The 13651-nt window shown below is 40.7% G+C and carries 10 protein-coding genes; 6 read left to right on the top strand and 4 right to left on the bottom strand.

All coding sequences use genetic code 11. The features are described 5' to 3' along the window. Positions 1 to 3: 3 nt before the first annotated feature. Both ACOI22_RS09045 and ACOI22_RS09040 read right to left on the bottom strand, forming a co-directional pair. Complete coding sequence (locus ACOI22_RS09045; protein ID WP_420671698.1) at positions 4 to 1545, bottom strand: tryptophan halogenase family protein; 1542 nt, start codon at positions 1543 to 1545, stop codon at positions 4 to 6. Between the two features lie 221 nt (positions 1546 to 1766). Next, positions 1767 to 4535: a TonB-dependent receptor gene (locus ACOI22_RS09040; protein WP_420671697.1), complete on the bottom strand. Its 2769-nt coding sequence runs from the start codon at positions 4533 to 4535 to the stop codon at positions 1767 to 1769. A 374-nt stretch (positions 4536 to 4909) separates the two neighbouring features. Between ACOI22_RS09040 and ACOI22_RS09035 the strand changes: the two genes are divergently transcribed. From ACOI22_RS09035 to ACOI22_RS09010, 6 genes are all read left to right on the top strand, one after another. Continuing rightward, positions 4910 to 5947 (top strand): UDP-glucose--hexose-1-phosphate uridylyltransferase, encoded by a 1038-nt coding sequence (locus ACOI22_RS09035; protein ID WP_420671696.1) that lies wholly within the window; start codon positions 4910 to 4912, stop codon positions 5945 to 5947. Then, positions 5940 to 7115, top strand: coding sequence for a galactokinase (galK, locus tag ACOI22_RS09030; RefSeq protein ID WP_420671695.1), 1176 nt, complete (start codon positions 5940 to 5942; stop codon positions 7113 to 7115). The genes ACOI22_RS09035 and galK overlap by 8 nt, the downstream gene beginning before the upstream one ends. Positions 7116 to 7183: 68 nt before the next feature. After that, positions 7184 to 8170 (top strand): Gfo/Idh/MocA family protein, encoded by a 987-nt coding sequence (locus ACOI22_RS09025; protein ID WP_420671694.1) that lies wholly within the window; start codon positions 7184 to 7186, stop codon positions 8168 to 8170. Between the two features lie 99 nt (positions 8171 to 8269). Continuing rightward, positions 8270 to 9643: an alpha/beta hydrolase family protein gene (locus ACOI22_RS09020; RefSeq protein ID WP_420671693.1), complete on the top strand. Its 1374-nt coding sequence runs from the start codon at positions 8270 to 8272 to the stop codon at positions 9641 to 9643. Between the two features lie 10 nt (positions 9644 to 9653). Beyond that, positions 9654 to 10127, top strand: a complete 474-nt coding sequence (locus ACOI22_RS09015) for a CreA family protein (protein ID WP_420672349.1) — start codon at positions 9654 to 9656, stop codon at positions 10125 to 10127. A 118-nt stretch (positions 10128 to 10245) separates the two neighbouring features. Then, on the top strand, positions 10246 to 11364 hold the full coding sequence (locus ACOI22_RS09010; protein ID WP_420671692.1) for a zinc-binding dehydrogenase: 1119 nt from the start codon (positions 10246 to 10248) through the stop codon (positions 11362 to 11364). Positions 11365 to 11421: 57 nt separating this feature from the next. Here the strand turns inward: ACOI22_RS09010 and ACOI22_RS09005 are convergent, their stop codons facing one another. Together ACOI22_RS09005 and yjgA are read right to left on the bottom strand one after the other, a co-directional pair. Further along, positions 11422 to 12864, bottom strand: a complete 1443-nt coding sequence (locus tag ACOI22_RS09005; protein ID WP_420671691.1) for a GGDEF domain-containing protein — start codon at positions 12862 to 12864, stop codon at positions 11422 to 11424. A 167-nt stretch (positions 12865 to 13031) separates the two neighbouring features. Next, positions 13032 to 13574 (bottom strand): ribosome biogenesis factor YjgA, encoded by a 543-nt coding sequence (gene yjgA, locus ACOI22_RS09000; RefSeq protein ID WP_420671690.1) that lies wholly within the window; start codon positions 13572 to 13574, stop codon positions 13032 to 13034. Positions 13575 to 13651 lie beyond the last annotated feature (77 nt).

The raw sequence follows: 13651 nt of genomic DNA, 5'->3' as shown, positions 1-13651 counted from the left end.
TGTTTAATGTTGCTGCGCGTTCATCAACCACTTGGTGATAAAGTCACGATGCTTTGGTAGTCGCTCAAGCATCTGCTGGGTGAGTTGTTGATTACGCTGTTTTATAATGTCGGCTTGTTGCTGTTGGTTGTATAAGTGGTCTTGCTGGCTAAAATCAGGTTTAAAGCCCATGCCATACATCACATACTGATAACTAGCTGCGGGAAACAATTCTATGGCTGATTCAAAATCAGCATGAGTAGGCCCGCGGTAACCCCAAATAGCTAAATCTTCTTTTAAGCTTTCAGGTATAGAATCAGGATTAGTATGCGCTTGCCAGTAGGGTTCAGGGCGCTTCGTTAACATGTAATGAAGTTTTAAGAAGTCAATTATACGGCTCCACTTATATTCCATTTGCTGATTAAAACGCTTCGCTATAGTGGGCATAATGCTATTGTTAGGGGGCAAGTTTTCGGCTACAAAGCGCGATGAAATCTCAATTAGCATAATGGCGGTAGCCTCAAGAGGCTCTACAAATCCGGCTGCCATACCAATGGCTAGACAGTTTTTGTGCCACCATTTTTCGCGGTGCCCTGACTTAAAGCTAATTTTTCTTGGTTCAATATTTTCACCTTGTGGGCCAAGGTATTTACGTAAATTTTCTACCGCTTCGTTATCACTTAAAAATTCACTGGCATAAACATGGCCTACACCGCGGCGCGAGGTAAGCCCAATATCCCAAATCCAACCTGCATTTTGGCCAGTAGCAATAGTGTGTGAAGTAATTTCAGAATCATTATTTTCGTAAGGCACATGCAAAGCCATAGCGCTGTCATTAAACAAAAATTTGCTCATGTCTTTGAACTTAACGCCAAGGGCTTCACCGAGTAGTAAAGATTTAAACCCTGTGCAATCAATAAATAAATCACCGCCAACGGCTTCTCCATTGCTAAGTTCAACCTGCTTAATATCGCCGTTTGGGTGCAAACTTACGCCTTCCACTGTGCCAATTTGGTGTTTAACATTTAATTTATTGCGGCAGTGATTTTTGAGCAAATCAGCAAATGCGCCAGCATCTAAATGATAAGCATAGTTGCATTGGCCTGAATATTCGCCCTCAGAAATGGTGCGCGGGGCTAAGTTTGCCTCACATACATGATGTTGGTAATTAGATTCAATTGCGTAATCTTCGATGTTATTTACGTAAGGTGCTAAATCTATACGGCCATAACCTAATGGCACGGTGAATGGATGATAGTAGAAATCCCCCGAGCCTTTCACCCAATTAACAAACTTTCCACCTTGCTTAAATGCGGCAGAGCAATGGGCAAACATATCAGATTCTTTTATGCCTATGTCACGCAGTGTGTTTTTCATGGTGGGCCAAGTACCTTCACCCACGCCTACGGTTGGAATATCAGATGACTCAACTAGGGTAACCTGAATATTAGGTGCATTGGGATTACTCACTGCCGCGTTTTTATGGTGGGCGGCAATTATTGCAGCCGCTAACCAACCGGCTGTTCCTCCCCCCACTATAGTAATTTGTTTTATATTTGTGGTCATGAAATATCCTTTAAGCTAGTACATTACGACTAAAAAAGACTACCTAAAGTAAGTCGCTAAAACATTGAGGTAAACGCAGATAATAACGCGTGTCTTTGCATAAAAGAACTGTTGATTTAGTGCGTTTAGCTAAATGTTTGTGTTGTTTGAATATCTTAGTTATTGAATGAAAAAAAGGTGATAGCACACTACTACTATCACCTTTAAACACACACTCGTTTTTAGAACGTAGCGCGAACACCAATTGCGTAACGTGAGCCGTTATCTTCAACTGAATAAGTTTGGTTCGCAAAACGACCTGTTTGTACTAGTTCTTCTTCAGTAATGTTAATACCTTCGAAGAATACGGTTACCGTTTCGTTGATGTCATAGCTTGCGCTAATATCAACTTGGCCGAAACCTTGTGTATTGATTGGTTCACCGTTAAATCCGTTGTCAATTTGACGCAAGAAACCTTCACGGTTGTTATAAGCAATACGTGCCTGCCATGTATCTGCTTCGTAGAACACGATCAAGTTTTGTGAATCACCTAAACCTTCAAGTGCAAAACTTTCGCTAGCATCAGCCCCTAAAGACGCGGTGCTATCAACTACGGTCGCGTTTGCAGAAATACCAAAGCCGTTTTCAAATACATGAGTTACCGCTACTTCATAACCGGTTACGGTTGCAGATTCACCATTTGCAGGGCGCGTTACGTTGAATACTTCGCTTGCACCAAATAGCTCTTCTGAAGTTGTGTACGTTTCGTCATCACATAAATCATCAGAGGTACATACAAAGTCAGGACCTACGCGATTAGCAAGCGTATATGTTTCCGCGCCTGTTAATGTAGTAATGAAGTCTTCAATTTCTTTGTTAAATACAGCAAATGTGAACAAGCTCGCATCACCGTAGTACCATTCGTATGAAATATCCCAGTTTTCAGATTTAAACGGAACAAGAGCTGGGTTACCGCCGCTTGCTGTTAAGTTCTGACGACGAGGTTCATTAAATACGGTCGCAGGCGACATTTCTGTCATGGTAGGGCGAGTCAATGTATCGTACATTGCAAAACGTAATACCATGTCATCTGTTAATTCAAACTTCACGTTTACGTTAGGTAATAAAGATGAGTAGCTGCTGCTACCAACAATGTCGATTGGATCATCATAAACGCGTGCGAACAATGTTCTATCAGTAGTAGGAACAATGTCAGCTAAGAATGCTTGTCGCGCTGCAACATCTACACTGGTGGTTGAGTAACGTGCACCAATGTTAATTGAAACAGGCATATCACCTAGTTCAGCTTCAAAGGTAAAGTCAGAGTAAAGTGAGAATACTTCCTCGTTAACTTCATAACCGTTGTTTTGGCGTGTAGGCGTAATTGGTGCATCTTGACTGGCCAAGTAATCAATCATTGCGTCACCGTCATAGGTGTAGAATGTATCAATTAAGCCTGGGAAGAAGTTATTTGCTGTAAATGGACGGAAGTTGATTACGTCATTTGGCGCAGCTGTTCCATATCCACAGAATGCACACTGGCTACCAAAAATCTGGAAAGCTTCTTTTGTGCGGTCTTGATAGAACACACCGAATTTAGCACCGGTAAATACGTCAGCATCACTTCTATAAGTGAAGTCAATTTTACCTTCTGTGATTTCATCTTCAAAGCTAGGTTGATTACCTTTCTCGTTATAGTGAAGGCGCGATAAGCTTGCATCAGGTAAGTTACCGTTTTCAAAACCATCGTGCTGAACGGTTGGTACAGAACCTGTTCCATCAAATGAATAGTTATTTATAATACCTACAACGTTGAAACGGTCTTTGCCAGCACGGTCGTTTTCAGCGCTTGAGTTAGATAAATCAAGTTCAACGCTTAGCTCGTCATTAATTTCCCAATCAACATTAATACCAAACGCTTTGTTTGTAACATCACGAGAGTTACGAGTGTGTGATACGAAATCTGATGCAGGATTACCTGAACCAATCATATCGCCCGTACCCGCGTTACCTGATACACCCATTTGCTGGTCAAAGGTAAGTAATGTACCAGTGGCTGCATCAATAGTACCTGCTGTTACGCGGTCAGGTTCAAACCAGCTAGCTAGGTCAGTAACAACAGAATCTACTTCAAATTTAGACAAGGTACCATCAACAGTAATAGTGATGTCATCAGAAGGTGCAAATTGCACTACCAAATTAGCGTTTGTACGCGTACGTTCTTGCTGATCAACGCTTTGGTCCCAGTTACGCGGAATATAAGCATTGTTAAATAATGTTTCGTTGCGGTTACCTACAGTGTCTACTAAGCGCCAGCCTGCAGTAGAAATTTGGTTAATTTGCACTTCACGTTCTTGACGTGACAAAGAGAATAAAACACCAATGGTGTCATCAGCGAATGTATTGCTTACTAGGCCAGAGAATGCTGGAGAAGTTTCTTCAGAAAGGCTCTCGTACATACCTTTAACAGACGCTACAGCAGTAAACCCTTGGTAATCAAATGGGCGCGCAGTAAGTAGGCTAACTGTTCCGCCAATACCGCCTTCTTGCATACTAGCAGTTGTTGTCTTATAAATGTCTGCGCCAACAATCATGTCAGCAGCAATTGAATCAAATGCAAACTCACGACCGCCAGTTTCAGACGCCATTTGGCGACCGTTTACTAATACAGTGTTAAATTGAGGACCGAAACCACGAATAGTTACCGCCTGACCTTCACCACCGCTTCTATCAATAGATACACCAGTGATACGCTGAAGTGACTCAGCTACGTTAAGATCAGGGAATTTACCTAAATCTTCTGCTCTGATTCCGTCAGATACTACACTTGCGTTTTTCTTATCGTCCATTGAAGCTTTAAGGCTTGAACGGATTCCGCTAACCTGAATGATTTCAACGTCTGCAGCGCCAGCTTCTTGAGCTAATGCAGCGCTAGAAGCAAATAAGGCACCTGTTACAGCTGCTGCAACCGAGGTGTATTGACCTATTCGCTTAATCGTTTTTGTACTCATATTTATCCCCTGTTTCAACTTAAAATACTTTCCTTTATAGAGGCGTATTTTAAGCCGATGTTTGTGTTTGTGTTGTGTGTGCTCGACTTAACAAGCAATAGGTATTAGCCTATTTATATTATAAATACTTCAAATTTACTTTTTTTTCAATAAAAATTCACAAAATAAGTGTATTTTTTGTAAATTTTGTTATTTAAATAAAACTGAATTTACATATGTTGCAGTGGTGTTTATGCATATAATCCACATAAATTAGCGCTTGAAGTGTTTTTCATTCAATCAATATGTTAAAAAGTAGTTTAACAAACCTAGTTTATTTATTATCATATAAATAGTATTTAATTTGAGCTCATTCTTTAGCGGGTATTCATCATATGCAAAAACCAGCATCTCACCGTCGTAAAAATCAGTTAACAGGGGAGTGGGTGTTAGTATCACCCCATAGAAACAATCGCCCGTGGCATGGAGCTACAGAAGCATCTGATGAATCGGAATTACCAGAGCATGTTGATTCGTGCCCCTTGTGTCCAAGAAATGAGCGAGTTAACGGTGCAAGTAATCCTGATTACGCACAAACCCATGTGTTTACAAATGATTTTGGTGCGCTAACTGAAAATGAAGTGAATGATGACCATAGCCATCCTTTGTTTGAAAGCCAAGAGGCTACAGGCATGGCTAAGGTTATTTGCTTTTCTCCCAAGCATAATAAAACGCTAGCGCAATTAACGGTGAATGAAATAGTGCCGGTGGTAAAAACGTGGAAGCACGAATACGAAACCTTAAGCAAAGAATTTAATTGTGTGCATATTTTTGAGAACAAAGGCGAAATTATGGGATGTTCTCAACCTCATCCACACGGACAAATATGGGCGCATCAACATTACTCGAGCGAAATAGAGCGTGAAAATACCAAGCAGCTTGATTATTTTAATGCGCATAATAAAGCGTTGCTAAATGTTTATTTACAACAAGAATTACAAGACCAAGAGCGTGTTGTTTGCCAAAACGATAATTGGGTAGTGCTTGTGCCTTACTGGGCAAAGTGGCCTTTTGAAACGTTAGTTCTGCCAATTTCACCTATTGCAGATATGACTCAAATGAATGAAGCCCAACAACGCGACTTAGCTGATGTAATAAGCCAGCTCACCATTCGCTACGATAATATTTTTAAATGTAGTTTTCCATACTCTATGGGATGGCACAATGCGCCCACAGATTTACGTGATAAATCCCATTGGGTTTTACATGCGCATTTTTACCCGCCTTTGCTGCGCTCGGCAACGGTTAAGAAACACATGGTTGGCTACGAAATGATGGCAGAAAGCCAGCGTGATTTAACCCCCGAGTTGGCCGCAAAAATGCTGCGTGACGTAAGTTCGGTACATTATAAAGAGGAAGTGAAAAATGCTTGATAACACAAGCCAAACAAACCAAGTAGATGAAGCTTTTTTACAGGCATTTACCCATATTTTTGCACAAGAAGCTAAAACACTTTCTGTTTCGCCAGGACGCGTGAACGTTATTGGCGAGCATACTGACTACAACGACGGATTTGTGCTACCTGCCGCCTTACAATTCACCACGCAAATACTATGTAGCCCAAGAGCCGACAACATAATTAATGCATGCTCGGTGCAATATCCTGGTGACAACGAATCATTTAGCATTGATGGCGACATAAAGCCCGGTGAATTTGCATGGGGTAATTACTTACGCGGCGTAGTGGTTGAATTAAAAAAAGCAGGGCATACACTTTGCGGTATGGATGTATTAATTACATCCAATGTGCCGCAGGGAAGTGGTTTGTCATCTTCAGCGGCGCTAGAAGTTGCTTTTGGTGGCTTGCTAAATCATTGTTGCAATCTAGGCTTGAACGAACAACAAATTGCATTAATTGGCCAAGCCGCTGAGAACAACTTTATTGATTGCCAATGCGGCATTATGGACCAGTTGATTTCAGCAAAAGCGCAAAATAATCATGCAATATTAATAGACTGCAAAGACTTAAGTACCCGCGCGGTTCACATTCCAGAAAATCTAGCACTAATGGTAATTAACTCAAATTACCCTCGCAAACTTGCTGATAGTGAATACAATCAGCGCCGTGAAGCATGTGAATTAGCCGCTAGCACTATGGGTGTAAATAAGCTAAGAGAAGCGAACATGGATATGCTGTTAGATGTAAAGTCTAAATTGGATGACACCACTTTTCGCCGTGCAAAACATATTATTTCTGAAAACGAACGCGTATTAGCGGCAGCCGATGCTTTGGCTAATAACAAGTTAAATGAGTTGTACTCTATTATGGCTGAAGCGCATTTATCGTTAAAAGATGATTTTGAAATTACCGTTCCAGCGACTAACGGTTTGGTAGATATTTGCAATACCGCCCTTGATGGGCGTGGAGTGGCAAGGCAAACCGGTGGTGGATTTGGTGGTGCTATAGTTTGTTTATGTGACCTGAATGATGTTGACACAGTGGTTAAAGCAGTAAATGATCAGTATGAAGCTAAGTTTTCTCTCAAAGCTGATATTTATGTTTGTGAGGCAAGCCAAGGCTTACGAGTTTTAGATTTGTAAACTAACATTAAGGGCTTGTTACTATAGTAAACACTACACAAGCCCTACCACAGGAAGGTAAACTGCCGATGCAACACATAAATTGGGGCGTGCTTGGATGCGGCCATATTGCACAAACGTTTGTGCAATCTATGCAAGATGTAACTGATGCCAGCATTATTGCATGTGCGGCAAGCCACATAGACCGAGCAAACAGTTTTGCACAAAGCCATAATATTGAAAATTCTTATGGTTCATATGAAGCTATGCTCTGTGATCGTAATATTCATGCAATATATATCGCCACCACACATAATTTCCATTTTGAACAAATTAAATTGTGTTTATCGCATGGTAAGCATGTACTTTGCGAAAAACCCATTACTCTAAATGCACGCCAAGCTAAAGAAGTTTACACCCTTGCAGCGAATCATAATTTGCTTTTAATCGAGGCTGTTTGGACTCGCTTTTTACCCGCCACACTTGCATTGCAATCGCTATTAGAAAACGGGACTATTGGTAAAATAAAATCAGTGCATGCTAATTTTAGTTTAAATAAAAAGCTTCCTGACACTCATCGTTTACGCAATAAAAAACTTGCTGGTGGAGCTCTACTCGACTTAGGCATTTATCCCATCACAATGGCTGACATTGTGTTTGCAAAAACACCCAGTAAAATTTCGAGTTCGGCGGTAATGACAAACACCGGCGTAGACGAAAACTCCTTTTATACCCTTGAATATGACTGCGGTGGCGTAGCGCAGTTGTCGGCCGGTTTTACTATGAGTGGGCCTACCTATGCGTTAATTTCAGGAGACAAAGGCAGTATCAATGTGCCATTTTTCTTAGGGGCTAAAGGTTTTGAACTAACACTTGAGGGTGAACAAACCGTGTTCCATGAATATGATTTTGCTGAGCATCAAAACTTTACCTTTGAAATTCAGCATATGACCAACTGCCTTAAAACCGATACCTGCCATAGTAACATTATGCCATCGGCCACATCTATGAGGGTTATGAACATAATGGATACAATTAGAGGCCAATGGAGCCTAGTATACGATAGCGAAAAATAGCCCGAGCTTAATGATATTTTGGATGTTCAATTTTAAGTGCAAACTTTGAAAGTTGAAGAGCCAGAAGTAAATATTTATACAACAATAAGAGCATACAATATGACCCTACAAACATCGCAGAAGACGCAAAGCCCTGTTAAAAATTGGCTTGGTAAAATAAGCTTATTAATTGTTGCGGCAAGCATGCAAATGGCAAACGCCGAGCAAGGGCAAAGCCTTTATTCGCAAAATGTTCACAGTGACATGATGCCCGAATTAAGCACCCCAGGTAAACACAATGTAGGGGTTCGTACTACCTCAATTGAAAATGCCAACTACGTGAATGTATTTACCCAGCAAGTAGAGCCAAGAAGCTTAACGCTTGAGGTTTGGTACCCTAGTACAGATGACGCTACTAAAGCAAAAACAACGTATGAAAACGAATTGCGTAGTGGCCAAAAGTTCAGCATCGCTGCTGACGCAGGGCGTGATATAGCTTTTGACGATAGCCAAGATTGGCCTTTAGTAGTTATATCGCATGGCTATACGGGTTATCGCACAATTATGTTCTACCTAGGCGAACACCTAGCTTCACACGGTTACGTGGTGGTGGGTATTGACCATACAGATTCAACCAATGAAGATATTGATTTTGCTACAGCTCCATTTGCAGGATTTATGTCGACGCTGATTAACCGTTCGCGTGACCAACAATTTGTATTAGATTACTTTGGTGAGTCACAAGCAACACAAACAGCGTTTAATCAAGACGTGGAGTGGACAGCAAATAGTGCTGGCGTAATAGGGTATAGCATGGGCGGTTATGGTGCTATTAACACCGTAGGTGCATGCTACGATTTTCCTTCAGAACTATTAGCCAGTTTTATACAAAGCCAAGATGAAGAGAAAATTAAAGGTATGAAAGCGGCTCTTAATACATGTAGCGCAGGCCAATATCCAGCCACGCTTACTGGGAGTGAACCTGCTACAGATGCTAAGTGGAAAGCTATGATTGCTTTTGCTCCATGGGGCGGACAACATAAAATATTCAGCTACAATAGTTTAGCGAATATTACGGTACCGAGCATGCTTGTGTCAGGCGATTTAGATGACGTATCAATTTATGCGGGCATACAAGATATTTATGCGCAATACCAAAACAATGATCACTACATGCTTACTTATTACAATGCGCGTCATAACATTGCGCCGCATCCAGCACCTAAAGAAGCTTGGAGTGTTGAAATTGACTATGGTCATCACTATGAGCCAGCGTGGGATCAACAGCGCTTAAATGCTATAAATGAACACTTTTCATTAGCCATGATGAACTGCTATCTTAAATCTGACGAACAAGCCTGTACCTATTTAGATTTAGAAGGCGATAGTAATCAAGTTAATCCCGAGGGAGGGCTAAGTGCTCCTTGGAAAGGCTTTGATAACCGCTACTCAACGGGTATGGCATTTGAGGCAAATAAAGCGAAAAAGGAATAGCATGAAAACAATGACGAGTATTGTAAAACCCTTATTTTTAATCGGCAGCCTTTTAACTATTAGCGCATGTAGCGATAAAGAAGTAGGCGATGTTTCGCTAGGTTTATTTACTACAAAAGATATAAAAATAGATGCCCTACAAGACCCAATAGTGACTGGAGTAACATGTCACATTTCAAGTATTGAAGCCAATTTAGACTTATCAGACCCTTCTGATAGCTCTATAGCGTGCCGCCAAACAGGGGTAATAACAGCGGCGATGCTAGCTGATATTGATATGGGCGATTCAGGCGAAGTCGTATTTAAAAAATCAAAAAGCATCTTTTTTAAAAACATGAAGGTTAGGCGCATCTTCGATGCTAAATCGCAGTCGTTGATGTACGTTTCTTATTCTACGAAAGAAACTTCTGGCAGTTTTAAACATAGTCTATCTACGGTTCCCTTGTGGGGAACTGATGCCTACGGTGTAGTAAAACCTGAATAGTAGGTATTAATTGTTAGAGTATGAATAACAATGATAGTCAACTAGCAATGCAGATAAGTGTTAACTTGGAGTTCTGCATGCTAGCGTGTATTAACTTAAAATAAAGTGGACGCGCAACATGAATAAATCAAAACAACTTTTTACCCAAATTAGCTCGCAAGGCCAGTTAAGCATTTCTTTGCAAGAAGTAGACGTACCTCAACCTAAGCCCCATGAAGTTATTGTTAAACTTGAAGCTGCGCCAATTAACCCCTCTGATATGTGGCCAATGTTTGGCCCAGCGGATTTGCGTGAAGCGCAATATGATGACGCAACTAAAACGCTTACTGCGCCAGTGGGCAGTGGGATGCTACCGCGCATTAAACCTCGTCTTGACCAAACCCTACCAATTGGAAATGAAGGCGCCGGTGTGGTGGTAGCCGCAGGTGATAGCCCGCAAGCACAAGCCTTATTAGGCAAAACCGTGGGCGTACTAACAGGCGCTTGTTATACCGAGTACGCATGTGTACCTATGCAAGCGTGTATAGTTCACAATGCGGGGACTTCACCCAAACAAGCGGCCTCTTCGTTTGTAAACCCTTTAACGGCCTTAAGCATGGTCGAAACTATGCGTTTAGAAGGCCATACCGCCCTCGTTCATACAGCCGCGGCTTCAAGCCTTGGTATTATGCTGAATAAAATATGCATAGCCGAAGGCGTTGATTTAGTTAATATCGTTAGAAAAGACGAACAAGTTAAATTATTAAAAGATTTAGGCGCTAAATATGTGCTTAATTCATCAAGTGAAAGCTTTGCAAAAGAGCTATACCTAGCCATTAAAGAAACAGGTGCAACACTTGCGTTTGATGCAATAGGCGGTGGCAACTTAGTAAGCGATATACTTACCGCTATGGAAGCTGTGGGTAGTAAAGATGCAACGGGCTTTAACACCTACGGTAGTGCAGAAAACAAGCAAGTTTACATATATGGCGGTTTAGACTTTTCACCAACTGTACTTAACCGAGCATACGGCATGACGTGGAACATTGGTGGATGGTTGCTCATGCGTTTCCTTGGCAAGCTAGATGTAAAACAAGTCTTGGCTTTACACAAGCGCGTTGCTGATGAAATTGATACTACATTTGCGATTGAATTTAGTGAAGAGTTGTCACTTGAAGAAGCTTTGCAGCCGGCAAACATTGCAAAATATAATGCTAAGAAAACCGGTGAGAAATTCCTGATCAACCCAAGTAAATAAGGGTTTAAGAGTTAAAAGGCTTGCAAGTAAAATAACACTTGCAAGCCTATTCATATATTAACTAAATGCAGTAACTACCTTATTTTTGCCTTGGTTTTTGGCTTTGCTTAAGGCTTTGTCAGCTTGGTCCATCATTTTATTTAAATTGTGAGCGTGCTGGCGCGAAGCAAAAATACCAAAACTGCCTGTTACGCTAATGTCACTGCCTTCAAAAGGCACTCTTAAGGCTTGCAAAGATTTTCTGCATAGCTTCGCAACTTGCTCTGCTTCCTGTGCATCCATTTCTGGCAAAATTATTGCGAACTCTTCGCCATCCCAGCGCGCCACTAAACCGGTATCATCAATAAGCTTATCAAAACAAGATGCGACCTCAGCTAGCACTTTGTCACCCGCATTGCGGCCATAGTTTTCATTTATTGTTTTGAAGTAATCTAGATCGCATGAAATTACTGCCATCTGACGGCTGCGTTTTCTTTGGCGATTAAAGTAAAAATTAGCGTAATCACTATTTGCTAAGTTAGTTAACGAATCTCTATTTATTCGGCGGCTTATCTTATTAGTGTACTCATCTATAAATTTATACAAAATTTGGTACAAGATAATAAGAATCACCAATCCAATACCAATATACAAAGCGAAGGATTCGTTAACAGCTTGCTGTCTTGATTCTAGTGGAGTAAGAATATAAAGATTCCAGTTCAAACTTTCTAGGGTGAGCTTTGATACTAGAAGGTCTGAGTTGTTATCACTAACCACTGCGCTTTGTTCAGTAGAACTGGTTATTTTATCAGTGAATTCATTGAACCAACTTATTTCAGCGGTGCTTTTTATACCAATGCGTTCGTCTTCACTTAAGGCTTGTTTAGGTGATAGGTCAGGCAGGGATGATAGTACAATTTCGTCATTATTATTTACGAATACAAACTCATGGCCGTATTCTTCTCTGAAACTTGCGAAAGAATTGATGAAATCACTTAAAGATTTGCCTACACCAACGAAACCTAAGAAGTTTCCGAATGCATCATATTGGCGAACGTCAATGTATAGGTGTACATCATCGCGCTGCCCTAACACGGCTTGAACTTTATAATCAGTTTGTTCTTTTAAAGCAAAATACCAAATCACTTTGCCTTCAACTAGATCAAATACTCGTCCGTCAGAATTAAATTGCTGGCGTGATCTTTCGTGGGCTAAATAGAATTGAAGATTGAATTTCTTTGAGTATTTATCAAGCTCTTTTACCACTTCGTCTTTATTCGGTTGTTTGCTCAATAAGTATTTATCATAAATGCCTACTTCGGCTAGTGTAGCGGCAATTTGCAAGGGCTTTATGAGTTCTTTTTCTATAAGTGAAAACACAGGTGACATCGATTGCTGATGTTTTTGACTTTGCTTGCCGGCCAAATCACTGATAGTGAAATACCCCGCCAGAATAACCATAATGATTATCATAGTGCCAAGCACAAGTGAAATAGTGCGGTGATGTCGATTACTACCCAAAACTTACTCCTTGTAGGGTTATGCTGCATTCGTCAAAATAAACAATAAGTTATAATGATAACCAAGTTAAAATTATATAATGATGTTTGTAAGGATAAAGCGTATTGTTCCGTCTAAAAATACCAAATACCAAATACCAAATACCAAATACCAAATACCAGCACGCATCAATGGCTAGGCATAGGTATTTCTTCTCGTAAATATTGGAATAATTCACGAGCCGCTACCGGCGGTTTATTTTCTTTTTCTTGTTTTTGAGCATTTCGTACCAACTGTCTTAAGCGTTGGCGCTCAAGCTGCGGGAATTCTTCAAGCGCTTTGTTTACGCCTTCTTCGCCTTTATTCAATATAGTATCACGCAAGCGCTCTAATATATGAAAATGTTTATTAGATGCGGTATGCGATGACTTTAACTGCGCCAAAGCTCGTTCAATAGGGTCGGTATCGCGTGAACGTAACTTTTTACCAATTAATTGTAGCTGGCGTCTAAACCCATCTTTCTTGCGATTTATGCGCGTACACAATTCTATCGTATCAAGTAATTCGTCGTCTAATGGAATTTTTTCACGCTCACCTGGCGTTAAGTCCACTAATTCAAGCCCCAGCTTTTTAAGCTGATCAGCAGCTTGTTTCAGTTGCGTTTTGCTTGTAAATTCAAGCTCGTCATTTTCGCTTGGCGAATTATTTTGTTCAGGTGAGTTATTAGACATCTGCTGTTTTTCGGCTAATTAATGGTAGACTAGTTGAATTGTAACGATAGCCAGCCCAATTTAATAGTGAAAATTAT

Source organism: Glaciecola sp. 2405UD65-10, from assembly GCF_048820975.1.
Classification (GTDB): domain Bacteria; phylum Pseudomonadota; class Gammaproteobacteria; order Enterobacterales; family Alteromonadaceae; genus Glaciecola.
The sequence above is the reverse complement of the archived record's forward strand: the minus strand, read 5'-3'. Positions and strand labels throughout refer to the sequence as shown.

Coding starts and splice junctions, on each gene's coding strand:
- ACOI22_RS09045 (WP_420671698.1), bottom strand. CDS start 1,545: ATGACCACAAATATAAAACAAATTACTATAGTGGGGGGAGGAACAGCC.
- galK (WP_420671695.1), top strand. CDS start 5,940: ATGCTTGATAACACAAGCCAAACAAACCAAGTAGATGAAGCTTTTTTA.
- ACOI22_RS09025 (WP_420671694.1), top strand. CDS start 7,184: ATGCAACACATAAATTGGGGCGTGCTTGGATGCGGCCATATTGCACAA.
- ACOI22_RS09010 (WP_420671692.1), top strand. CDS start 10,246: ATGAATAAATCAAAACAACTTTTTACCCAAATTAGCTCGCAAGGCCAG.
- ACOI22_RS09035 (WP_420671696.1), top strand. CDS start 4,910: ATGCAAAAACCAGCATCTCACCGTCGTAAAAATCAGTTAACAGGGGAG.
- ACOI22_RS09040 (WP_420671697.1), bottom strand. CDS start 4,535: ATGAGTACAAAAACGATTAAGCGAATAGGTCAATACACCTCGGTTGCA.
- ACOI22_RS09015 (WP_420672349.1), top strand. CDS start 9,654: ATGACGAGTATTGTAAAACCCTTATTTTTAATCGGCAGCCTTTTAACT.
- ACOI22_RS09020 (WP_420671693.1), top strand. CDS start 8,270: ATGACCCTACAAACATCGCAGAAGACGCAAAGCCCTGTTAAAAATTGG.
- yjgA (WP_420671690.1), bottom strand. CDS start 13,574: ATGTCTAATAACTCACCTGAACAAAATAATTCGCCAAGCGAAAATGAC.